The organism is Veillonella dispar, assembly GCF_937975875.1.
Lineage (GTDB): Bacteria > Bacillota > Negativicutes > Veillonellales > Veillonellaceae > Veillonella > Veillonella dispar_B.
Genome location: NZ_CALJSP010000043.1, coordinates 1 through 23,386 on the forward strand (window position 1 = coordinate 1; position 23,386 = coordinate 23,386).

20 protein-coding genes are annotated in these 23,386 nt (G+C 38.7%); 4 read left to right on the forward strand and 16 right to left on the reverse strand.

The features are described 5' to 3' along the window. The first annotated feature begins 111 nt into the window (after positions 1 to 111). Positions 112 to 1,359: a sodium/glutamate symporter gene (locus tag Q7P05_RS02150; RefSeq protein WP_005387098.1), complete on the forward strand. Its 1,248-nt coding sequence runs from the start codon at positions 112 to 114 to the stop codon at positions 1,357 to 1,359. A gap of 90 nt (positions 1,360 to 1,449) precedes the next feature. On the opposite strand, the gene rsmA is transcribed toward Q7P05_RS02150, so the two are convergent. After that, positions 1,450 to 2,304: a 16S rRNA (adenine(1518)-N(6)/adenine(1519)-N(6))-dimethyltransferase RsmA gene (gene rsmA / locus Q7P05_RS02155; RefSeq protein ID WP_005387099.1), complete on the reverse strand. Its 855-nt coding sequence runs from the start codon at positions 2,302 to 2,304 to the stop codon at positions 1,450 to 1,452. A 13-nt stretch (positions 2,305 to 2,317) separates the two neighbouring features. Continuing rightward, positions 2,318 to 2,845: a ribonuclease M5 gene (gene rnmV, locus Q7P05_RS02160; RefSeq protein ID WP_119207310.1), complete on the reverse strand. Its 528-nt coding sequence runs from the start codon at positions 2,843 to 2,845 to the stop codon at positions 2,318 to 2,320. A gap of 104 nt (positions 2,846 to 2,949) precedes the next feature. Between rnmV and Q7P05_RS02165 the strand changes: the two genes are divergently transcribed. From Q7P05_RS02165 to msrB, 3 genes are all read left to right on the forward strand, one after another. After that, positions 2,950 to 3,888: a LysR family transcriptional regulator gene (locus Q7P05_RS02165; protein WP_227721494.1), complete on the forward strand. Its 939-nt coding sequence runs from the start codon at positions 2,950 to 2,952 to the stop codon at positions 3,886 to 3,888. A gap of 393 nt (positions 3,889 to 4,281) precedes the next feature. Beyond that, the gene (locus tag Q7P05_RS02170) at positions 4,282 to 5,403 is read left to right on the forward strand and encodes a 5-methyltetrahydropteroyltriglutamate--homocysteine S-methyltransferase (RefSeq protein ID WP_303930223.1); all 1,122 of its coding nucleotides are present in this window, start codon (positions 4,282 to 4,284) and stop codon (positions 5,401 to 5,403) included. Further along, positions 5,404 to 6,342 (forward strand): peptide-methionine (R)-S-oxide reductase MsrB, encoded by a 939-nt coding sequence (msrB, locus tag Q7P05_RS02175; protein WP_303930225.1) that lies wholly within the window; start codon positions 5,404 to 5,406, stop codon positions 6,340 to 6,342. Between the two features lie 124 nt (positions 6,343 to 6,466). On the opposite strand, the gene Q7P05_RS02180 is transcribed toward msrB, so the two are convergent. The 14 genes from Q7P05_RS02180 to Q7P05_RS02245 form a co-directional block, all read right to left on the reverse strand. Beyond that, positions 6,467 to 7,444, reverse strand: a complete 978-nt coding sequence (locus tag Q7P05_RS02180) for a 3D domain-containing protein (RefSeq protein ID WP_295819211.1) — start codon at positions 7,442 to 7,444, stop codon at positions 6,467 to 6,469. 426 nt (positions 7,445 to 7,870) lie between these two features. Further along, the gene (ppk1, locus tag Q7P05_RS02185) at positions 7,871 to 9,988 is read right to left on the reverse strand and encodes a polyphosphate kinase 1 (RefSeq protein WP_303930226.1); all 2,118 of its coding nucleotides are present in this window, start codon (positions 9,986 to 9,988) and stop codon (positions 7,871 to 7,873) included. Beyond that, positions 9,978 to 11,543, reverse strand: coding sequence for a Ppx/GppA phosphatase family protein (locus Q7P05_RS02190; RefSeq protein WP_227721489.1), 1,566 nt, complete (start codon positions 11,541 to 11,543; stop codon positions 9,978 to 9,980). Before Q7P05_RS02190 ends, ppk1 begins: the two co-directional genes overlap by 11 nt. Beyond that, the gene (gene ppx / locus Q7P05_RS02195; RefSeq protein WP_303930227.1) at positions 11,543 to 13,090 is read right to left on the reverse strand and encodes an exopolyphosphatase; all 1,548 of its coding nucleotides are present in this window, start codon (positions 13,088 to 13,090) and stop codon (positions 11,543 to 11,545) included. The genes Q7P05_RS02190 and ppx overlap by 1 nt, the downstream gene beginning before the upstream one ends. A 203-nt stretch (positions 13,091 to 13,293) precedes the next feature. Continuing rightward, a complete protein-coding gene (locus Q7P05_RS02200; protein ID WP_295804922.1) occupies positions 13,294 to 14,064 on the reverse strand; it encodes a TatD family hydrolase in 771 nt (256 codons plus the stop codon). Continuing rightward, positions 14,064 to 16,010, reverse strand: coding sequence for a methionine--tRNA ligase (metG, locus tag Q7P05_RS02205; protein ID WP_303930228.1), 1,947 nt, complete (start codon positions 16,008 to 16,010; stop codon positions 14,064 to 14,066). The genes Q7P05_RS02200 and metG overlap by 1 nt, the downstream gene beginning before the upstream one ends. Positions 16,011 to 16,044: 34 nt before the next feature. After that, a complete protein-coding gene (rsmI, locus tag Q7P05_RS02210) occupies positions 16,045 to 16,893 on the reverse strand; it encodes a 16S rRNA (cytidine(1402)-2'-O)-methyltransferase (RefSeq protein ID WP_303930229.1) in 849 nt (282 codons plus the stop codon). Then, positions 16,883 to 17,608 (reverse strand): tRNA1(Val) (adenine(37)-N6)-methyltransferase, encoded by a 726-nt coding sequence (locus tag Q7P05_RS02215; protein WP_303930230.1) that lies wholly within the window; start codon positions 17,606 to 17,608, stop codon positions 16,883 to 16,885. The genes rsmI and Q7P05_RS02215 overlap by 11 nt, the downstream gene beginning before the upstream one ends. After that, positions 17,601 to 18,446: a stage 0 sporulation family protein gene (locus Q7P05_RS02220; protein WP_119206858.1), complete on the reverse strand. Its 846-nt coding sequence runs from the start codon at positions 18,444 to 18,446 to the stop codon at positions 17,601 to 17,603. Before Q7P05_RS02220 ends, Q7P05_RS02215 begins: the two co-directional genes overlap by 8 nt. Next, on the reverse strand, positions 18,447 to 19,487 hold the full coding sequence (locus tag Q7P05_RS02225; protein ID WP_303930231.1) for a DNA polymerase III subunit delta': 1,041 nt from the start codon (positions 19,485 to 19,487) through the stop codon (positions 18,447 to 18,449). Positions 19,488 to 19,562: 75 nt separating this feature from the next. Next, on the reverse strand, positions 19,563 to 20,249 hold the full coding sequence (locus Q7P05_RS02230) for a thymidylate kinase (RefSeq protein ID WP_303930232.1): 687 nt from the start codon (positions 20,247 to 20,249) through the stop codon (positions 19,563 to 19,565). 2 nt (positions 20,250 to 20,251) lie between these two features. After that, positions 20,252 to 21,733, reverse strand: a complete 1,482-nt coding sequence (locus Q7P05_RS02235) for an aminotransferase class I/II-fold pyridoxal phosphate-dependent enzyme (RefSeq protein ID WP_303930233.1) — start codon at positions 21,731 to 21,733, stop codon at positions 20,252 to 20,254. A 58-nt stretch (positions 21,734 to 21,791) separates the two neighbouring features. Beyond that, complete coding sequence (pth, locus tag Q7P05_RS02240; protein WP_303930234.1) at positions 21,792 to 22,370, reverse strand: aminoacyl-tRNA hydrolase; 579 nt, start codon at positions 22,368 to 22,370, stop codon at positions 21,792 to 21,794. A gap of 10 nt (positions 22,371 to 22,380) precedes the next feature. Further along, a complete protein-coding gene (locus Q7P05_RS02245) occupies positions 22,381 to 23,334 on the reverse strand; it encodes a ribose-phosphate pyrophosphokinase (protein ID WP_005387130.1) in 954 nt (317 codons plus the stop codon). Between the last annotated feature and the right edge of the window lie 52 nt (positions 23,335 to 23,386).

Consider the following 23,386-nt stretch of genomic DNA (forward strand, 5'->3'; position numbering starts at 1 on the left):
TTCTTAAGCCTAATCTGTGCCATCTTTAAACATTTCTCTTTTTAAGAAGAAGTTACCATTCATGATACCATAAAATATAAGTTTTATTTTTTATTTTAAAGGAGTGATTTTATGCCACTTATTGACTTAGCGTTAGTCAACGATGTATGGACATTGAAACTGTCCATGATCCAAACTGTAGGCCTCGCTGTAATCACGTTATTCATTGGTACTTGGATTAACAAACATTCCAAGTTCTTACAACGTATGTGTATGCCTGCACCAGCTGTAGGGGCTTTGCCATTCGCATTCTTAACTGCTATTCTTTCTTACTACAAGATTTTGAACATTACCTTTGAAGGTTCCCTACAAACATTCTTAATGCTTGCCTTCTTTACCACTATCGGTTTGATGGCTTCTTTGAAAGTCCTCAAAAAAGGCGGTATCTTCATTATCTTCTTCTTCCTCGCTTGTGCAGTATGGATTGTTGTACAAAATACAGCAGGTATTATGATTGCTAAAGCTTTAGGTATTGAACCAATCATCGGTATTATGGCTGGTTCCGTATCCATGATTGGTGGTCTTGGTACTGCTGGCGCCTTCGGTCCATATTATGAACAATTGCTTGGTATCCCTGGTACAGCATCCGCAGCGGTTGCAGCCGCAACATTCGGCATGGTAGCTGGTACAATTCTCGGTGCTCCTGTAGGTGAACGCATTATTAAAATGCACAAAGTTAAAACACCTTACGAAAACCCAGAGTTAATGGAAGATGAAGGCATTGACATGATCGAAGATCACGTTGAAAGTGGTGGCAAACAATTCAATTCCCAAGACCTTTTAACAATCTGTATGTGGATTGGCCTTGCTTTAGGTATCGGTACTATCGTAAGTGCTGGTTTGTCTATCTTAACTCCACTACCTGCATATATCGGTGCAATGATTTGTGCAGCTGTAATCCGTAACTTCGGTGACTTCACTAAAGCTTACAAAATCAACGATGCAGCTCTTGATGCAGTATCCAATGTAGCATTATCTCTATTCGTAACTATGGCTATCAATAGCTTGAAACTAGTTCAATTAATCGATCTTGCTTTACCTCTTATTACAATCTTAGTTGCACAAATGGTACTTATCTGTGTATTTGCATACCTTATCTACTTCCTATTTGGTCGCAACTACGATGCAGTTATGCTTGGTTCTGGTGCCATCGGCTTCGGCTTAGGTGCTACACCAAATGCATTGGTTAATATGTTATCCTTAGCAAGTAAACATGGTCCATCCCCTCGTGCATGGCTTGTAGTTTCCTTGGTAGGTGCATTCTTAATCGACTTTGCTAATGCTTTCCTAATTACAACAATGGCTGGCATTCTTTACTAAATAAAAAGGACCCATTCGGGTCCTTTTTTTTATGAAAAGAGCTCATTAGAATGATATGGTATCAATCTAATGAGCTCTTTTTACATTATCCTATTTAATTAAGGCCGCCCATGCATTGGCTACATCAGCAAACTCTTGAAGGGTAAAAGTCTCCCCTCTTCGTTGACCATCGATATTTGCTTTTGCTAATAACTCTTCGATTCTATCTTTTGATAAGCCCGTTGTTTTCATTGTATTAGCAAATGTTTTCCGTCGTTGCGCAAAACCAGCTTTCACAACCCGGAAGAATAGTTTCTCATCAATAACATCAACAGGAGGCTTGTCACGCAATACACAACGAATAACAGAGCTCGTTACAGCTGGAGCCGGTAAGAAAGATTTAGGCGGTACATCAAGTACAATATCAGGCTCAGTATAGTACTGTACAGCTACAGACAATGCACCATAATCCTTTGTACCTGGCTTAGCCACCATACGCAAGGCCACCTCTTTTTGCACCATTACAACAAGGCGTTCTATGGGTAATTTACTTTCCAATAGAGACATAATAATAGGTGTTGTAATATAGTATGGCAAATTAGCAACCACTTTAAATGGTTTATGGTTCATAATGGTTGGCACATCGAGTTTCAACACATCCCCATGGACAATACGTACATTGTCATAGGAAGCCAATGTAGTATCTAGAACCTCTAATAAGCGACGGTCTAACTCAATGGCCGTTACATCAGCACCACTTTGTGCTAACCCCTGTGTCAATGTGCCAATACCAGGACCTACCTCTAGTACAGGTTCACCAGGTGTCAATTCCGCAGCATGTACAATTTCGTCTACAATACCTCTCTTAATAAGAAAGTTCTGCCCTAATTTCTTACTCATTTTAATATCGAAGCGTTTACATATATAATGTACTACTTCAGGGCTTGCAATTACTGATTCTAACATCTTAACTCCTATTTTAACTATTTACAGCCTCTTCAAAAGCATCTCGACTTATACCATAGTGATTTAAACGGTATAAAAACTGTTTCCCATTGCCATAACCAATGCCTAACTTAGCCCCAATAACCGCACGGCGAGCAGCACTATCAGGCATACCTGATAACCCATGACGAACTAGATCTACCATAGAAAATTCGTTAGATGATTCCAAGGATTCTACATGTAATGTGGATAAAGCCTTTCTAATGGATTCTGGAGATGCTTGTTCTATGCCAATATCATCATTTGCAAACGCTTCATCACGAGGGACAAAAGCATGCTGTGCATTAGGGAATTTTTTTGTTAATACACGACGAATTCTCTCCCCTGCTGTATCAGGATCGGTTAATATGATAATACCTCGCTTTTCATAAGCTACACGAATCATATCAATAACACCTTTACGAAGTGTAAAACCCTCTGTAGCAATACAGTCTGCTTCTACGGCTTGTGCAATACGTTGTATATCAGATTTTCCTTCTACTACGATGACTTGTTTAAGCATAGGTCCTCCTTTATTCTATTAGTACATTGTAACATATATATAACATTGCTTAAATACTTATAATCGAGTAGTATAAGTAGTGTAATATATAAAAGGAGGCCATTATGACCTTACAACAATTAAAGTATGTCACAACAATTGCAAATATAGGCAGTATTAGTGAAGCTGCTAAGAGACTCTTCGTGTCTCAACCAAGTCTAACAAAGGCTATTAAGGAATTGGAAAAGGAAATGGGCATTACCATTTTCGACCGTACCAATAAAGGGATTACTGTTTCTAAAGAAGGGGAACGTTTCCTCGGCTATGCACGCCAAGTACTAGAGCAAGCCGCTTTATTGGAAGAGCAATATAAAAGCCAAAGCGGTGGTAAAAAACAATTCTCTGTTTCTACGCAACATTACTCCTTTGCGGTTAACGCCTTTGTAGAGCTTTTAAAAGGCGCAGGCATCGATCAATATGATGTATCCTTACGAGAAACTCAAACCTATGAGATTATTGATGACGTAGCTCATATGAAGAGTGAGATTGGATTGCTCTATTATAATGATTTTAATAGACCTGTACTAGAGAAATTAATTCACACTAATGAATTAACATTTACAGAGTTATTTACTGCACACCCACATATTTTCATAGGCAAAAACCATCCACTAGCTAATAAAAAGGTTGTATCTATGGACGAATTAGAGGAATATCCATATATCTCCTTTGAGCAAGGCGATCACAACTCTTTCTATTTCTCTGAAGAAATTTTTAGTACCGTTGTACGACCAAAACATATTCGTGTACGCGATAGAGCTTCCCTCTTTAGTTTATTGCTTGGTCTAGATGGATATACCGTATCTAGTGGTGTTATCGATGAAGAAGTAAACGGAGAGAATATTATCTCTGTTCCTCTCGCCGAAGAAGGTTTGATGCATATCGGTTACATTACCAATAACAAAATGCATCGCAGTCGTTTAGGGCAAGAATATATTCAAGCCTTAGAACAGTATGTAGGCAACTACGGTAGACATATTAAACTACCTGAAACAAAAGAATAATATTGTAGGATTCTTGATTATAGTTCAACTACTCTACATAATAGTGTAACTTTAAATAAAAGCACTCTCGATTTTGAACTGTACCTCGAAAAATTGTGTCCAATTTTTGGGGTGCAGTTCATTTAGAGAGTGCTTTTTAATATATGTAGGAAATCTAACTGCTAACAACTAAACCAAAGAAAAGCATAAGATAGAATAAGATATGCCACAACTGAGTTGATACTATATTACTTTTACATCTCGATATAACTGAAGCACAAAAATAACCCTCTGATATAACTTAAAACTATATACAACATCAATATATTGATATTTTTATATATGCTCATCCTTAGTTATAATAAACCTATCGAATTTATCGGTTTTACCGTTTATATAAGGAGGATTTTATTTATGTCCAAACAATTAGCACCATTCCATTTTGATATCGTAGGTTCCTTCCTACGCCCAGCAGAATTAAAAGAAGCTCGTGAAGCTTTTACAAAAGGAAATATTACAAGAGAAGAGCTAACAGCTGTTGAAGATCGTCTTATTACAGACCTCATTCAAAAACAAAAAGCTGCAGGTCTTCCTGTTATTACTGATGGTGAATTCCGCCGTGCATACTGGCACTTAGATTTTATGTGGGGATTCAATGGCGTAAAAGAAATTGAACTTGAACACGGTTACAAATTCGTTGGTCAAGAAACAGCGCCAGGCTCCCTCGCCCTTACTGGTAAAATTACAGGTACTAACCATCCATTTGTAGAACATTTCAAATTTATAAAACAATTTGAAGATGAACATACTACAGCTCGTCAAACAATTCCTGCGCCATCCCAATTCTTAGCTGAATTATTCCGCGAAGATAATGGTATCACAACACGCTCCTTCTACCCTGATTTAGAAGAATTAATTCAAGACATTGCTGCTGCATACCGTCAAGTAATTAAAGACCTCTATGAAGCAGGTTGCCGCAACATCCAATTTGATGATTGCACTTGGGGTATGTGCTGTGACCACGCTTACTGGACTGGTCGCCAAAAAGATAAAAGTATTACTATTGAAGGCGAAACAGCTAAGTACCTACGCTTAAACAACTTAGCACTTGAAGGTCGGCCTCATGATTTGGCGTTCACAACGCATGTATGCCGTGGTAATTATAACTCTACTTGGGCTGCTAGTGGTGGTTATGAACCAGTTGCACCAATTCTATTCGCTAAAGAAAATGTAGATGCATACTATCTAGAATTTGATGATGACCGCTCTGGTGGCTTTGAACCATTGCGTGAAGTGTCTCCTAATAAAAAGGTCGTATTAGGTCTTATTACATCTAAACGTCCAGAATTAGAGGATAAAGAGGTTATCAAAGAACGTATTAAAGAAGCTACAAAATATATTCCACTCGATAGACTTTGCCTATCCCCTCAATGTGGCTTTGCATCTTGTGAAATCGGCAACCAATTGACCGAAGAGCAACAATGGGCTAAACTTGCATTAGTAAAAGAAATAGCTCATGAAGTTTGGGGTGATTAAATGAACGAACATACTATATATTTAGGCGGCGGTTGTTTCTGGGGCCTTCAAGGGTATATCAGAAAAATCTCTGGCGTGATTTCCACTGAAGTAGGCTATGCAAATGGTCCTACGGAAAATCCAAGTTATGAAGATGTCTGTCATGATAGCGGTCACGTGGAAGCACTAAAGGTTACATACGATGCAGATGTACTTTCCTTAGATCACTTAATTCAATACTTCTTACGCGCTATCGATCCATTCAGCATTAATAAACAAGGTGGCGACGTAGGCATTCAATACCGAACTGGTATTTACTATATAGATAAAGCCGATAAGGCTATTATTGAAAGTACTTTAGCTCGTGCGCAATCCTTCGAAGGAAAGCCCTTTGCTATTGAAGTATTACCTCTATCTAATTACTATTCTGCAGAGGAATATCACCAAGATTACTTAAATAAAAACCCTACTGGTTATTGTCATATTCCACTAGGCCTATCTGATGAACCACTTGTAGATGATAACGCCTATAATAAACCTTCTAAGGAAGAGCTCAAGGCTTTGTCTCCACAGGAGTTCGAAGTTACACAGAACTCTGCTACCGATGCGCCGTTCAGCCATGATTTAACTGATGAATTCAAACCAGGACTGTACGTAGATATCACTACAGGAGAACCCCTCTTCGTGTCCGCCCATAAATTTGAATCTCACTGTGGTTGGCCTAGCTTCACAAAGCCAATCGCAAAGGATGTTATTAAATACTATCAAGATGACTCTCATGGCATGAATCGGATTGAAGTTCGCAGCCGCATTGGTAATGCCCATTTAGGCCATGTATTTGAAGATGGCCCTAATGGTTCATTGCGCTACTGTATCAATGGATCATCTTTACGATTTATCCCTAAAGATGAATTAAAAGGTACAAAGTACGAATATCTAATTCCATATATCGAAGACTAAAAAAGGACGCCTTAATCATAAGGCGTCCTTTTACTATATCTATTGTGATTACTCACTTACTGAGCTAAGTAGGTCCAATAAAAAAAAGGATATATCTTATAGATATACCCTCTAAATCATCATATTAGTCCAATACGTACACTGTAACGTCTTGGCGACCAAAGTCCATAGCCTCACCATAAGAGTCCATTACAAGGTCAATTTTGTTACCCACAATGGCACCGCCTGTATCGGCAGCAATAGCTTCACCGTAACCAGGGATAAATAAACGTGTACCCAATGGAATAACATCTGGGTCAACCGCTGCAATACCGCGTACTGCAGGTACACCCGTTGCCGTAATACCAGCACCATCACCATCGCCAGCAAGGTAAGCAGAAGCTTCCATTACGATAGCACGAGATGAGCGACCAGCAATATTACGAGATGTAGTCACTTCACGAGTACCTTCTTTAATAATAGTAGGTACCATTTCGCGTTGTATTACTTTAGATACGTCATTAGTCTTAATAACCGTACCATTACTATATAATGTTTCACGTTGCACTCGTTCTAAACCAGGTTGACCAACTTGAACAACCTCTTCTTCACCTTGTGCCATTGTATCATCTTTTTGTCGAATTACTTGAATAGCAATTTCTTGATCTACAGTAGACAAGGATCGACTAGTTACTTGTGCAATAGTAATATGTGTACCACTTAATACAGAACCATTTGCATCGCCTACTACAGCGTAGTTAGGCATTTTGAAACCAAGTTCATTAGCAACGCCTTGTGCAGTTGTTTCTGTTGTGAAAACAGCTCTAGTCTTACCATTAACAGTTACATAAACTGGAATGGCACGTACAACAGTTAATGTTGTACCATTTTGAACAGATGTTGAGCTGGAAATAACTTTATCATTTGGATTTAATTTAACCCCAGCATCGCGTACGATACCTTCGTTAGAATTTAAATGTGTTCTAACAGTGTGTGCTGCACCATCTACCATAACGGTAACGGTTTTATCATTATAAGAAAAACCTGTCATAGTTACAGCTGTTACAATCAATCCAGCAACAACAGACGAAATATATCGTTTGTGTGTCTTATGAATTCTCATATTGTAATCCCTCCTGTAATGTAATTATTCTACTACAGATAGATATAACCTGTCAAACACCAAAGGTTAACAATAGGAGATAAACCTATGTAAATTCTGACTTTTCATTAATATAATTTTCTATTTTTTTACAAAAAGTCCACTGCATACGTACATATCTATATTTTTTAATACTATACAATATATTCCGAATTGTGTACATATATACGATACCACTACCATATATAGTATGCTAGAATTTTTTATAACATAAATTGTATTTTTATGTGTTTTTCAATTGTTACCAAAATTTTCTACATATCAGAAAACTTCATTTTTATCTCATTTTTAAATATGTATACATGTAAAAAAGCCTGTAAAAACAGGCTTTTTCAGTATTATATAAATGTATTAAAATTCATCATTCAACACTATGTGTGAATTTCATCATTTATTCATCTTAAACATTGGTTGTAAACGCTCAATGACGGTCATCGATTCCTTGTGTTCTCGAGCAATAGCTTCTTTCATAAGTTCCTCTTGAGCAGAAATTGGATGTTCTCTATCATTAATTTTACGATACGAGCCATCTGCTCTCATAATATGAGCTTTTAAGGTATCTTCTAAATATAAATCTAAAATACCTTTAACGCGCTCCTTATGCCGTTTATCTTCAATAGGAATCATAAGTTCTACACGTTCATTTAAATTTCTCGGCATCCAGTCTGCACTAGATAGGAATAGACTTTCATTCCCCCCATTATGGAAATAGAATAAACGATGATGTTCTAAGAAACGCCCTACGACGGAACGAACCGTTATATTATCACTAACACCTGCAATGCCAGGCCGTAGTGTACAGATACCACGAACGATAAGATCAATACGAACACCTGCAGCAGAAGCTTCATATAGTTTAGCAATGACTTCTTTATCGAGCAAGGAATTCATTTTGCCAATGATATATGCCTCTTCTCCCTGTTTTGCGAATTCGATTTCACGGTCAATCAATTCCATTATCTTTTCCCGCAAATTTAAAGGGGCTACAATAAATTTATTCCAAATTGGAGGATCGGAATAACCAGAAATTAAATTGAAGAAGCGAGATGCATCGTCGCCATATTCATCATTACATGTGAATATGCCACAGTCCGTATACATTCGTGCTGTCTTGCCATTATAGTTACCTGAAGCTAGGTGAACATAACGCCTAATACCCGCATCTTCCCTGCGAACAACCATGGTAATCTTGGAGTGAGTTTTAAGTCCTTTCAAGCCATAAATAACATGGCAGCCAGCCTTTTCTAGACGGCGTGCCATATGAATATTATTTTCTTCATCAAACCGTGCTTTAACCTCCATAAGTACGGTTACTTGCTTGCCATTATCAGCCGCTTTTATAAGTGAAGCTATAATAGGCGAATCGCCACTGACGCGATATAATGTTTGTTTAATAGCCAATACATCTGGATCCGTAGCTGCTTGTGCTATAAATTGTTCTACCACCGCAAAAGACTCAAAGGGATGGTGAACAAATAAGTCTTGCTTTCCAATAACAGAGAATAGACTTTCCCCTTCATGATCTACTAATTCACTAGGAAGTTTAGGTTCAAATGGAGCATAACGAAGATGATCTAGACCTGGATAGTTACAGAAATCAAAATACATACGACAATCAAGATGACCATCTATACGGTATACATCCTTTGGCTCTAATTCAACGCTGGTGAGTACAAAGTCTAACAGATTATCCTTTACATCACCACAAACCTCTAATCGTACCGCATCACCACGACGTCGACGACGCAAAGATGCTTCTACCTCAGAAAGCAAATCTGTTGCTTCTTCTTCATCAATTTCTAAATCCGCATCACGAGTTATACGGAACACCATAAAATCTTCTATACCATAACCTTGGAAGAATTGAATAGCATAATATGTAATCACATCCTCCAAATATACAAAGCGATGTTCCTTATTGCTACGGCTTGGTATTTCAATGATACGATTTAGTACAGACGGAATTGGTAAGATTGCGATTTTATAATCTTTTGTACCATCTGGCAATACTTGAAAAATACGTACAATGGCATTAATAGTATGGTTTGTTAAAAATGGAAATGGATGTCCAGAGTCAACGGCTAGAGGTGTTACAACCGGGTAGATATGTTCTTCAAAATAGTGCCGTAACCAAGCCTTTGATTTTACGTCTAACTGATCTGGATAGGTAAAATAAAATCCATGAGATTCTAATTCACACAATACATTCTTTAAATATGTACTTTGCATCGATACGAGGCGCTGTACAGACTCATCAATAGCCTTTAACTGTGCCTTAGCATCCATATGAGCCGCATCGTACTTAACAATACCATTAACCACTTGATGACGTAACCCAGCCACACGAATCATAAAGAACTCATCTAAATTAGAGCTAGCAATAGCAATAAATCGAAGTCGTTCTAATAAAGGAGTATTAGTATCAATAGACTCTAATAAAACGCGCTGATTAAACTTTAACCAAGATAATTCACGGTTAAAATAATACTTTGCATTACTGAACATGACGATCCCCTCCCCTTACTAGTACAATTTCCATACCAAATATCTCTGTAAAATATTCCGAATCACGGTCAAAGGTCCACCATTCTAATGAAATATCCTCATTAGTACGACAGAATACATAAAGTACATTATCTCGTTCTTCTAATGTTACTTCAGAGATTTTTTGGTTACTACCTGCATCGAGTGCACAAGCAACCCGAATGATGGCTACCAGCTTGGTAACTTGAATTTTTTGTAATTCTGTTAATGCATTGAAATATGCGTCGTCATCATTTGGAGTTCCCTTGTAGTGGTAATACACAACATTAGCAACTACTTGTTTTTCTTCTTCTGAAAGGCCAAATATATCTGTCCCCATTACAATATGATACGCATGCTCTCCATGATTTCGTAAATTAACGAACTTGCCTACAGAACAAAGAATGGCTGCAATACGACATAGATAGCCCCACCGTTCTGGTAAACCTTTATGTCGCAATGCTTTACAGAATAAGGAGCTAAATCGCTCTACCTCGGCATCATGAATTCGGTCTGTATGATATCTTGCAGCAACAGCACGCGCTAACTGTGCATTTTGTTCGCGCAATTGATACATAAACGGATTATTCTCGGTTTCCACACCGTAGAACCAACTAATGCCTTGAGAGAATGAAAAGCTACTGAAAATTAATGATTTAGGTTCTATGGCCGTAATGATTTCATTAAATAAAATCATGGTAGGCATTAAAATATTGGCCTTATATTCAGGTAATTTATAACGATTCATCAACTTGGTAGCTGTCACACCGTCAAAAGAATTGATAAGCCCTTTAAATCGTTCTGGCTCAATAGTAATAATGTCTTCTTTATTATTTTCTTGTCCCATTAAATGAGTCATATATTGCGCCTCATCACCAGATAAGACGATACTATTAATATTGAAAGTTTGTAATTCTTCACGAAGGGGGCCAATCATACGATGTAAGTATTCTGTAATAGCCCTTGGGAATGATATGGAAGATCGTTGATTTCGATTAAATGACTCCATAACCCGTAAGGACCCACTATGCATATTGCGTTGGAACAATAAATTCTCACCACGCCAAACCGTTAAGCCTACCCCACCAGATGTAATATCCAAGAATAATGTTGCCTTAGTAGGATCTGTCAGTTTATATTGATGCGTCATCTTGTAATATAGCAAAGCATATTTGTAATATACCTCTTTCGGCATATCGATGACCTCAACGCGCATCCCCGTTTGAATATAGATTTGATCTAGAATACTACGACGATTAGCGGCTTCGCGTATTACGGTCGTACCATATAGTTTAGAACGACTCACGCCATAATCTGCCATTAATTGCTTATAACCTTTTAAAATATGACAGATTTCTTCAATTGTTTTAAAGCTCAAGCGAGATGTTTGAAATAATTCTTCCCCAAAGGTTACCTCCCGCGCCGCATAATCTATAACACGTACATCATCTATGCCTTTATATTCTAATATGGTAATACTCATGCTACTGGATCCCACATGTAGTACTGCATATCGTAATGTTTTTGGTAATGCCATTATGCCTCCTTACGAGATTCATGCCATTCTATTTCTAAGGATTTCTTGAATTCTTTTTTAAATGATTTTGAAAGTTTTTCTACCGCCGTTCTAGTGACACTCACATCGCGTCCTTCTAAATAGAACACTTTTATGACTACACTAGTGTATTTAATATTTACCTCTAACTGTTTGATAAATTGTTCATGGCTTTCATCAAGAGCCTCTGCAATCGCTAAAATAATAGAAAGCTTTTGACCTAATGAGCGTTGTTCTTGATCTAACAATTTACCATATAAGAAATTCTTATATTCCTTTGGCGTCAATCCATGAGAATTCATGACTAAGAATGCACTAAACGCCTGTTCAACATGAGAAATCCCATATAAATTACTATTGACGAGCATATAGCAGCCATGATGAGCATGACTATAATAATTAACTCGTTTACCTATATCATGCAACAGTCCCGCTGCAATCAAACATCGTCTAAAATTCTTATCGGCCTTATGGAGTGGCTCTAATGCATCATATAAAGTAGTAGCTAATTTCGTAATATACTTAGCATGCACGAGCTCATGCTTTGTCATACCTAATAGTACATTCTCTGCAGAATGAACTAGAATATCATCGATTATAGAATTTCCGCCTAAATAGTACTCACCGTAATAATCGTAGAATAAACCTTCACGCAAACCACAACCGCCTACAACAAGGGTCTTAGCATTTACATAGTTAAACAGCTCATCCACTATGGTGAGTCCTGCAATAATAATATCTGCGCGTTCCGATGATAAGCCACTAATTTTTTTACGGGCCTCTAAGGATTTACCTTTTACATCTTCTAAGATTTCGTGAAATCTATGATATGGTAACTCATAGTTATGTAGTTTCGTAATGGGATATGATAACTTACGTTGATCTATTTTTGCAATATTACGAGCTGTACCGCCAATACCTAATAGAGGAAGCTTCACATTATGAAGCCAATAATGTTCCTTAATGGTTTTCTTTACAGCCTTCGTCATTTTTTCTAGTTCTTTAGGGGTATACTCATCGCCCTTTTGATAGGTTCCAGTTAAGGTAAGTGCCCCTATAGGTAGACTAACAGCTTTCACAATATGTCGATTTTTTACTAGCGTTACCTCTGTACTAGCACCGCCTAAGTCAAAAATAATAAAATCTTTAAGGCCAATCGTATTGATAACCCCAAGGAATCCAAGGCGCGCCTCTTCTTCACCAGCAATACATTCTAAATCTAGACCTGTTCGTTCTTTTACGGCTTTAATAAAAGCATCCCCATTTTTAGCTAGACGTACTGCAGCCGTAGCAACAGCTTTTATGGTATCTACCTCCATAGCGTCAGCCATATGAACAAAGCCTTTTAAAGCACGCAGAGAGCGCTCCATTGCCTCATTTGTTAACTCATGAGTGCCCCACATATTTTCACTTAAGCGGACACTCTCTTTTTCTTGATATATGAGACGATAACTACCGGTCTTAGAAATCTCATAAATGACAAAACGAACGGAGTTGGATCCTAAATCTATAAATGCAATACGTTTCATGCTACTAACCTCGACTTACTATAGTTCAGTATGAATATACTTTAGTATACCATAGAAAAACGCGATTCTCACCGCTAAGGGAGAATCGCGTTTCATAATGTATGATTCTAATGATTCTGAATAGATATCCTAAGAATTAGAACAATGCCATTAGACGTTTACAATATTTTATTTACCAGCATTTATGTTGACTAACATCAAAATTATTCAATACCAAATACACGTTTACCATTATTATAGGTAATCTCACAGAACTCATCTACATCCATACCTTTTAGTCCAGCAATTTCCTCTGCTACAAACTGAGTCTTGCTTGGGTCATTGCGACGGCCTCTAAATGGTGGTGGTGTCAAATATGGGGAATCTGTTTCAATAAGAATTCGATCTAACGGTACTTGTTTAGCCACTTCTTTAAGATTTGTAGATTTAGGGAATACTACGGGGCCCGCAAAGGATATGTAGAATCCTAATTTAATAGCTTCTTTTGCCATTTCCCAGCTACCAGAATAGCAGTGGAAAATACCCCAATTATCCTTCCCCTCATTGCGCAAGATATTCATAATATCACCATGTGCATCACGGTCATGAATGATAATTGGTAAATCTACTTCACGAGCAAGCTCTAGTTGACGAATGAATACGCGTTTCTGTGTTTCACGGTCAGAAAAATCATAGTAATAATCTAAGCCAATTTCACCAATAGCACGTACCTTATCATTATTAAGAGCTTGATCCTTATAGAACTCATAGTCTTCTTCTGTAAAATCTTTAGACTCATGAGGATGTGTACCTACAGCGGCATATAAACGGTCATACTGCTCCGCTAAAGCTAGGCCTGATTCAACAGTACCTCGATCAACACCTGGAATCATAATGTATTCTACGCCTGCATCAAAGCAAGCTTGTAACGTCTCATTGCGGTCGTTGTCAAAACGACCGTCATTTACATGAGCATGTGAATCAAAGAGTTTCATTATTTAACCACACTTCCTGCTGGTAAAGATTCGATATTTGTTACCTCTAAATGTTCTTCCCAATCAGATGCGGACAAAATCATGCCATAAGACTCAATGCCCATCATCTTTTTAGGCGCCAAGTTAGCCAAGTAAATTACCTTTTTACCAACCATAGCTTCTGGTTCATAATATTGAGAAATACCGCTTAATACTGTGCGTTCTTCAATACCGATATCCAATACAAATTTCAATAATTTCTTGGACTTAGGAACCTTTTCACAGCTTACAACTTTTGCTACACGAAGATCTAATTTTTCAAAATCATCGTACGTAATATTTTCTTTTAATGGTGGAATATTAGATGTGTCTACAGCTTCTTCAATCTTCTCTTCCACAACAACTTCTACCATTTCAGGAATTTCAAAACGTGGATAAATAGGATCACCTTTTACAACTTTTGTACCTGTTGGAATTAAGCCCCAGACTTTTGCATCCTCAAGAGTAGCATCTGTAAAGCCTACAAGTCCTAATTGGTCCCAGATTTTTGGAGCACCTACAGGGATGACAGGGCTTACTATGATTGCAATGATACGCAATGCTTCTGCCAAGTGATACATAGCAGATTGCAAGCGCGCTTTATCATGAGCATCTTCAGATTTAGCCAATACCCAAGGCATTGTTTCATCAATGTATTTATTCATGCGACCAATAAAGGCCCATACGGATTTAATCGCTTTATTAAGCTCCATATTTTCCATAGCCGCTTCAAAATCTTTTGCAGTTTGAACGGCTAATGTGGATACATCACGATCCAAATCGTCCATATCATCGCATTTTGTAATCACACCACCATGGTATTTTTCAATCATCGCAATGGTACGGTTCAACAAATTACCTAAGTCATTAGATAAGTCCGCATTGATTTTTGTAACAAAGTTAGGCAATGTAAAGTTACCATCATTACCGAGCGTAATTTCACTCAATAAATAGTAACGCAAGGAATCTGCCCCATATGTATCGATCAATGGAATAGGATCGATAACATTACCTAAAGATTTACTCATTTTTGTGCCGTCAACAATCATCCAACCGTGGCCAAATACCTTTTTAGGTAATGGCAACTCAAGACTCATGAGCATCATAGGCCAAATAATTGTATGGAAACGTACGATTTCCTTACCTACTAAATGAAGATCTGCTGGCCAGTATTTTTTATATAATTCACCATCACCATCAAATGGAGAAAGGGCACTAATATAGTTTACTAACGCATCGAACCAAACATATACGACATGTTTAGGATCAAATGGTACCTTGATACCCCAGTCAAAGGATGTACGAGATACAGCTAAGTCTTCAAGGCCTTGTTTTACGAATTGGATCATCTCGTTACGACGAGATTCAGGTTGAATAAAATCAGGGTTTTCTTCGATAAATTTCAACCATTGATCTGTATATTTAGCGAGTTTAAAGAAGTAGCTTTCCTCTTTAACCTTCTCTACAGGACGACCACAATCTGGGCATGTATGATTTTCACCTAGCTTTTGCTCAGTCCAGAATGTTTCACAAGGTGTACAATACCAACCTTCATACTCAGCCTTGTAAATATCGCCTTTTTCATACGCTTTAGTGAAAAGCTCTTGTACTACCTTCTCATGGCGTTCATCAGTAGTACGAATGAAGTCATCGTTGGAAATATGCATTTTTTCCCACAATGCTTTAAAGCCGTTTACGATATTTGTAGTATATTCAAGAGGTGTAATACCTTGTGCTTCTGCAGCGCGTTGAATTTTTTGACCGTGTTCATCAGAACCAGTTAAAAAACGCACATCATAGCCAGCTAAGCGTTTAAAGCGCGCAATTGTATCGGCTACAGATGTACAATAGGTATGACCAATGTGCAACTTAGCACTTGGATAATAAATTGGTGTCGTAATATAATACGTTTTTTTTGTGTCTCCCATGATGAGTCTCCTTCTAACCTTCGAATGGGAAGGTTTAACGTTCTACAATATTATATACATTCCGGCGGGAAACGTTAAAACGTTTTGCCACCTGGCGAATTGCTTCTTTCTTAGGTATCCCTGTATCTACAAGGGCTTGTACAGCATCTACATACGATACTGGTTCATCCGAAACTTCACTAGTATCGGACTCAATCGTATCAACGCCACCTACGATGAGAACAAATTCCCCTTTATAGGTGAGCTGATCCAAATCATTTACAAGGTTTTCCAAATCGGTGCGCACAAAGGTTTCAAACTTCTTCGTCAATTCCCTTGCCACCGTTATGGATCGATTCCCAAAGGCTTCATACATATCTTGTAAGACCTCTTGCAATCGGTGGGGTGCTTCATAAAACATCAAGGTGCCCGTTACTTGTGAAAGTCGTTGTAATTCTTCAACTCGATGTTTACCCCGCTTCGGTAAGAAACCTGCAAAAGTAAAGGATTTAGTATCTAAGCCAGATGCAATAAGTGCGGTCAGTGCCGCATTAGCACCAGGCAATGGTACTACCGTTATGTCTTTTTCAATAGCCTTCGTTACTAGGTCAGCCCCTGGATCAGATATAGCAGGCATACCCGCATCACTAACGCAAGCAATGGACTGGCCTTCTAATAAAAGCTCCATAATATAAGTACCCTTTTCTTCCTTATTATGTTCATGATACGAAATCAAAGGCTTCTTAATATCAAAATGTTTTAATAATATACCCGTATGACGCGTATCTTCAGCAGCGATAGCATCTACTTCGCCCAAGATACGAACTGCACGATACGTCATATCTTCTAAATTACCAATCGGTGTAGGCACCAAGTATAAGGTGCCCCATTCATTATCGTTCATACCAAGAGGACACCTCCTTTGTGTACACATTTGGTTTCTCATAAACGATGAGTGGTGGTTCTAATACAAGGCCAGGCTGGCCTTGATAGAGAGCCTCTATTAGCACAAGTTTTGCCGGCTTATCTACCATACCGTGGATAAACCGAATGCGCTTAGCTTGAAAGTTGGCTGCTTCCAGTTCATGTAGCACATATTGTAAGCGACTAGCACTATAAATCATCCACAAGCGCCCTTTGTACTTAATAAAAGATTGTACAGCCTTCAAAACATCTTCTAATGAGGTATGTTCATCATAAAGTGCCAAGGCCCGTTCTTCAGATGTAGGCTTTGCACCGCTTTCACAATCATAAAAAGGGGGATTTACAATAACGCCGTCAAAAGGCTTATCTTGGATATCTCGATACGACATATGGCGATAATCGCCGCACAACATAGATACTGTACGACCTTTGTCATTATGCTCAACACTGCGCTGAGCTAACTCGATAAGGGTTTCGTTAATATCAATGCCCGTTATATGGCCTGCCCCTAAGGACGTGCCTATAAGTGGCATAACACCTGTTCCCGTACCAAGGTCAACATAGGAATGACGACCATTGAAACGGCAAAAGTGAATGAGTGCAATGGCATCAAAGGAAAAACGAAACATATCCGTCCGTTGATAAATCTGTAAGCCATCTATAATTAAATCATCAAGTCGTTCTTGATCATTCATCAGGCAATGCCACCTCGGACCATTTTAAATCGATAGTGCGACCCGCTTCAAGCTGTACCTTCACAGTATGTTTATGGTGATTTACCTTTAAGACCTTACCAATACCTTCATCGGTAACGACCTCTTTACCAATTCCAGGAGGTGCTACATCTTGAGGAGCTTGAGGGCGTTCCTTTTTCACATATAGGTCGCCACCCTTTTTATATAAATCATCTTCATAGTTAAGACAGCACATTAAACGACCGCATACACCAGAGATTTTTGTAGGATTCAGACTCAAATTTTGATCCTTAGCCATACGAATTGATACGGGTGTGAAGTCACCTAAGAAATTAGAGCAACATAAAGGTCGACCACAAGCGCCGATACCATTTAGAACCTTAGCCTCATCTCGAACGCCTACTTGGCGTAACTCAATACGTGTTCTAAATACGGTGGCTAAATCCTTAACAAGCTCACGGAAGTCGATACGACCATCCGCTGTAAAGAAGAATATAATTTTATTCATATCAAATGTGTATTCCACATTGATAAGTTTCATAGGTAACTTACGTTTACCAATTTTTTCGAGACAAATTTCAAAGGCTTTTTCTTCGCGCTCTTTATTCTTCTCGATTTGTTTTAAATCTTTTGGTGTTGCCTTTCTAATAACAGGCTTAACAGGAGCTACAACAGTGTCTTCAAAGACCTCTTTAGGTCCGATCACAACAGTACCGTATTCGACGCCACGTGCCGTCTCAACGATAACCCCATCACCAACGGATAGTTCTAATTGTTCAGGCAGAAAATAGTAAATCTTCCCTGCCTTTTTAAAGCGTACGCCAACTATGGTTAGCATTTAGTCCTCCTCCCGAGCATCATGAAGGGCGATACAAAGACCGTCCACCACGAGAGCGGTTTTTATATGTAAACGCAAAGCCCGTTCTGCTTGCAATGTTTCAGTAATCACCTTATTCAAAGCTTGCATAGACCAGCGCGGTAATAATCGTAATAATTGAGTTTTGTACATAGGTACTTGTAATTGTCCATCTTGTGCACCCATCTTAAGAGCCATCATATCTCTACTTACAAGGCGCAACCAGTGCATCAATTCTGTTAGGCTTTCACGAGGCAAACTTTCACAAGCTAAAGAAATCATAGAAAACCAGCGCGTTTCAAAGGCAAGTATGTCCATTACCTTAACGGCTAACTCAAGCATTTCAATGCGACCTTGCGTAGCCAATTTTTCTACTAACTGCGGATTACCATGACCCGCCAATAAAGCTTGTTCAATATCACCAGTGATGCCACGCTCTACGAGGGCTGTGCGAATCGTATCTATATCAACACTGTTAAATCCTACACCCATACATCTTGAAATGATGGTTGGCAATACAGTATTAATCTTGTTCGTAATAATAATGAAATATACCTGCTCAGGTGGTTCTTCAATGGTTTTTAGCATAGCATTTGCCATGACTGCATTAGCCGTGTGAAAGTCCTCCACAATGACAACGCGGTTACCATTCCCCGCTACTGACAGATAATCTTGCAATAATGAATACCACTGCTCTACTTTTAGTGTCGTCTTCATAGGGCGAATCCAAAAGGCATCTCCCTTATCCATATAGATAGGTAAACCTTCTGCTTCGATGCGTTTTTCCGTCTCACCATTGGCAAGACGTGCTTCTTTTACATCTGCTAAATACGCTTCTCCCTTTGGTTGAGAAAATACTTGGCGTCCCAACAATAGAGACGCTAGACCTATGGCCATATCTAGCTTGCCAAGACCTGCTTCACCATAAAATAAAAGGCTATGCGGTAATGCATTACGACTTACAAGTTCCGATAGGTGTGCCTTGATCGAATCTTGACCAATTATAGAATCAAAATATGTCATAGCCCCTCCTATCAATACATGCTCAATATTAATATTATATAAGAAAAAGGCGACTTTTAAAAGAGTCGCCCTATCCTAAGGTAGTAGATTTACTACTGCTTGATATACATCGTTATGAATATCTTCTATGGTACGTAACCCATATTGACTAGCACCATCTTTAATAGCACAAGGAATACGGTGCCATTGATAGCGTTCTACTAGCTCTTCATAAGCATCGTGAACAGCTACTAAATACTGATGATTTCCTTCATGAATATCCCCTGTATTACCTCCCGTTTTACCAGTGCGCTCTGCCATAAGGGCTTCACTCACTTCAAGAGGCATATCTAAGAGACATACTGCATCAGGTGTAGGCAAGCCAAATTTATTAAACTCAAAGTCTTCAAGCCAATCTAAAAATGCAGTACGTTCCTTCTGATCGTCGTATTTTACCATTTGGTGCACCATATTAGATGTCGTATAACGATCTGCAATGATGATGCCCCCATTTGTATAGAACTCTTCCCAATCAGTTCTAAAGGAAGCAAAGCGATCGATAGCGTACATGGAGCTTGCCACATAAGGATTTACATCATGCACATCTTTGCCAAATTCTCCAGCTAGATACATTTTTATAGGCATAGCAGCACCGCTATCATAATTCGGAAAGCTTACAGATTTAACTGCATGACCTTCCTTGGTTAATCGCTCTACTAATAGTTTAGTTTGTGTAGCCTTACCGCTGCCATCTCCACCTTCTAGTATGATTAAAGTCCCCATAATTACTCCTGTAACACCCAAATTGTTTCCAATGTCATATCATCAGCCCCATTCGGTACATAACCTAGAGCCTTACGATTCTCTATATATTGTAACACAGACTCACTAATCACTTCACCTACTGCTACACAAGGAATCCCTGGAGGATAATAAGCAATTGTCTCTCCTGCTATACGATGAAGTGCGTCTTGTAACCGTACTTGCTCCCGATTGGCATACATAGCATTACGAGGCGTTACTCTTACAATAGGCTCAGGCAATAAAGCTGAATCTTTGCTAAGGTTTTGCAAATTCTCATCCTTCGTATCATTTGATTCATGAGATGTACTTAACACCGTATCGCTGATAGACCGTACTGCTTGAATAAGAGCAGTTATTGACTCTTTTGTATCGCCAATGGTAATGAGTACTAGTACATGATGAGCTTGTACTAACTCCACCTCAATACGATGTTCTCGTAACATCCATTCAAATGCAACACCTGTAAGACCTAGTTCTTTAGCATCGATGAGTACCTTGGTACAGTCATAGTTTACCACTCGATCTTCTATGTCTCTGTATTCCATAGTAGTAATACCGGAAATCTTATGTAATTCACTACGTAAATATAAGCTCAATTCCACGGTTCGACTAACGAGGTCTTCACCTACTGTAGCCAATTGATGACGCGCCATATCTAAGGAAGCAAGAAAAATATAATTTGGACTTGTACTTTGTAACATTTGATGCATTTGTGTAATGCGACGTTTATTAATTCTTTCACCTTGCCCTAATAGCCATGATGTTTGTGTTAATGAGCCTACCGATTTATGCGTGCTCTGTGCCACTAAGTCTGCACCTGCTGCAATGGCCTCAATAGGTAATGTATTTGAAAATGGTAAATGAGGGCCGTGCGCTTCATCAACAAGAACAATCATACCTCGTTTATGCGCTTCTTTCACAATATTTACAATATCGACACCTACACCATAATAGTTTGGATACACCAAGAGGATAGCCTTTGCTTCTGGATGTGCATCCATGGTTTTAACGACATCATCTAACGATACACCTAAAGGAATACCCCAACGCTCATCAAATTGACAATCCATATAGACCGGCTTGGCGCCAGATAACACTAAGCCACTAATAACGGAACGATGTGCTTCTCGAGGAATGATAATGGTTTCATCAGGACCTACAGTGCCCATAATCATCGCTTCAATCAAAGCAGTAGTACCATTAATGGAGAACCAACAATGATCAGCTCCATATAACTGGGCTGTTAAGTCCTGAGCCTCTTTTAATTCTCCTTCCGGTTCATGTAAATCATCTAAGGCATACATAACACCTAGGTCATATGGTAGTGCCGGTCTCATCCAGTCTTTTAGTAGTTGAGGTGCTTCTACACCAATCTTATGGCCTGGTGTATGAAAAGGCACAAAATGTTGTTTTTTATATGATTCTAAGGCCTCTACAAAAGGCATTCTTTCTTGATTACTCATATATACCTCGTAAAAAAGGCATGAATCTCAATGAGACTCATGCCCTTATGCATGTTATTTATCGCTGTGGACGACGCTTAGGATTGAATTGATTCATCCCTTTATCGATGCCCACCTCTAAAGTACCTAAGACTGCTTTCACAGTATCCTTGATACCTTTTTGTACCTTCTCTTGTGATTCTTCACTAAATGGTGCTAACACATGATCAATGACAGTCCATTGTGGCAACGGACGGCCAATGCCTACGCGGAAACGTGGAAAGTTTTCTGTGCCTATATGGGAGATTAAAGATTTAATCCCATTATGACCACCAGAACTACCATTTGGTCGAATACGTAATTTGCCTACCGGTAAATCCATATCATCATAAATGCAATACACGTCAGATGGGTCAATCTTATAATACCGCATCAACGGACCGACAGATTCACCACTGGCATTCATAAATGTTTGTGGCTTTACAAGCAATACCTTCTCACCATCTACAGTAATACTGCACACCTCTGCACGTTGTTCCTCTCTCCAAGGCGTGTGAGGTACGCTATCGGCAATGGCATCGATAACCATAAATCCAATATTATGTTTTGTCGCTTCATATTGCTTGCCTGGATTACCAAGGCCTACTACTAATTTCAAGAATCACCTATTATTTATCAAATAAATTACTTACTGAAACTTCATGAAAGATACGCATAATTGCTTCGCCCAATAATGGAGCTACAGATAATTGCGTTACATTGTCTAATTTGCAATTTTCTGGTAATGGCATTGTGTTTGTTACGATAAGCTCTTTAATGTTAGAGTTTGCAATGCGTTCACTTGCTGGATCTGTTAATACAGCATGGGTAACAGCAGCCATAACAGATTTTGCACCAAATTCTTCTAATGCTTTAGCGCCTTCTACAAGGGAACCTGCTGTATCTACAATATCGTCAACGATGATGCAGTTTTTACCTTTTACATCGCCAATAAGGTTCATAACTTTAGCTACGCCTGGTTCAGGACGTTTTTTCTCGATAATTGCGATTGGCGCACCGATGCGGTCAGCCAAATCACGAGCACGAGTTACACCGCCAAGGTCTGGAGATACAACAATCACATCTTCAAGATTTTTTTCATTAATGTATTTAGCCAAAATAGAAGCACCATATAAATGATCTACTGGCACATCAAAGAAGCCTTGAATTTGACCTGCATGCAAGTCGATTGTTACAAGACGTGTAATACCAGAAGTTTGCATCAAGTTTGCTACTAATTTTGCTGTGATTGGTTCACGGCCTCGAGTCTTACGGTCTTGGCGAGCATAGCCATAGTAAGGTACTACAGCAGTAATATGGCGTGCAGAAGCGCGTTTCAACGCATCAGCCATAACCATTAATTCCATCAAATTGTCGTTTACAGGATAGCTAGTTGGTTGAATGATAAATACATCTTTGCCACGTACGCTTTCATCAATCATAATTTGTACTTCGCCATTGTTAAAGCGACCTACAAATGCTTCACCTAAAGGCAAACCTAAATAATCACAAATTTCCTTTGCCAATGCAGGATTCGCATTACCTGTGAAAATTTTAAGTTTTTTGCCGTCTTCAAATGCCATTTTGTTACCCTTTCATTTGTTCCTATACTGGTTACTTATCCATAATCATCCA

Coding starts and splice junctions, on each gene's coding strand:
- Q7P05_RS02150 (WP_005387098.1), top strand. CDS start 112: ATGCCACTTATTGACTTAGCGTTAGTCAACGATGTATGGACATTGAAA.
- rsmA (WP_005387099.1), bottom strand. CDS start 2,304: ATGTTAGAATCAGTAATTGCAAGCCCTGAAGTAGTACATTATATATGT.
- rnmV (WP_119207310.1), bottom strand. CDS start 2,845: ATGCTTAAACAAGTCATCGTAGTAGAAGGAAAATCTGATATACAACGT.
- Q7P05_RS02165 (WP_227721494.1), top strand. CDS start 2,950: ATGACCTTACAACAATTAAAGTATGTCACAACAATTGCAAATATAGGC.
- Q7P05_RS02170 (WP_303930223.1), top strand. CDS start 4,282: ATGTCCAAACAATTAGCACCATTCCATTTTGATATCGTAGGTTCCTTC.
- msrB (WP_303930225.1), top strand. CDS start 5,404: ATGAACGAACATACTATATATTTAGGCGGCGGTTGTTTCTGGGGCCTT.
- Q7P05_RS02180 (WP_295819211.1), bottom strand. CDS start 7,444: ATGAGAATTCATAAGACACACAAACGATATATTTCGTCTGTTGTTGCT.
- ppk1 (WP_303930226.1), bottom strand. CDS start 9,988: ATGTTCAGTAATGCAAAGTATTATTTTAACCGTGAATTATCTTGGTTA.
- Q7P05_RS02190 (WP_227721489.1), bottom strand. CDS start 11,543: ATGGCATTACCAAAAACATTACGATATGCAGTACTACATGTGGGATCC.
- ppx (WP_303930227.1), bottom strand. CDS start 13,090: ATGAAACGTATTGCATTTATAGATTTAGGATCCAACTCCGTTCGTTTT.
- Q7P05_RS02200 (WP_295804922.1), bottom strand. CDS start 14,064: ATGAAACTCTTTGATTCACATGCTCATGTAAATGACGGTCGTTTTGAC.
- metG (WP_303930228.1), bottom strand. CDS start 16,010: ATGGGAGACACAAAAAAAACGTATTATATTACGACACCAATTTATTAT.
- rsmI (WP_303930229.1), bottom strand. CDS start 16,893: ATGAACGATAATGAATGGGGCACCTTATACTTGGTGCCTACACCGATT.
- Q7P05_RS02215 (WP_303930230.1), bottom strand. CDS start 17,608: ATGAATGATCAAGAACGACTTGATGATTTAATTATAGATGGCTTACAG.
- Q7P05_RS02220 (WP_119206858.1), bottom strand. CDS start 18,446: ATGCTAACCATAGTTGGCGTACGCTTTAAAAAGGCAGGGAAGATTTAC.
- Q7P05_RS02225 (WP_303930231.1), bottom strand. CDS start 19,487: ATGACATATTTTGATTCTATAATTGGTCAAGATTCGATCAAGGCACAC.
- Q7P05_RS02230 (WP_303930232.1), bottom strand. CDS start 20,249: ATGGGGACTTTAATCATACTAGAAGGTGGAGATGGCAGCGGTAAGGCT.
- Q7P05_RS02235 (WP_303930233.1), bottom strand. CDS start 21,733: ATGAGTAATCAAGAAAGAATGCCTTTTGTAGAGGCCTTAGAATCATAT.
- Q7P05_RS02245 (WP_005387130.1), bottom strand. CDS start 23,334: ATGGCATTTGAAGACGGCAAAAAACTTAAAATTTTCACAGGTAATGCG.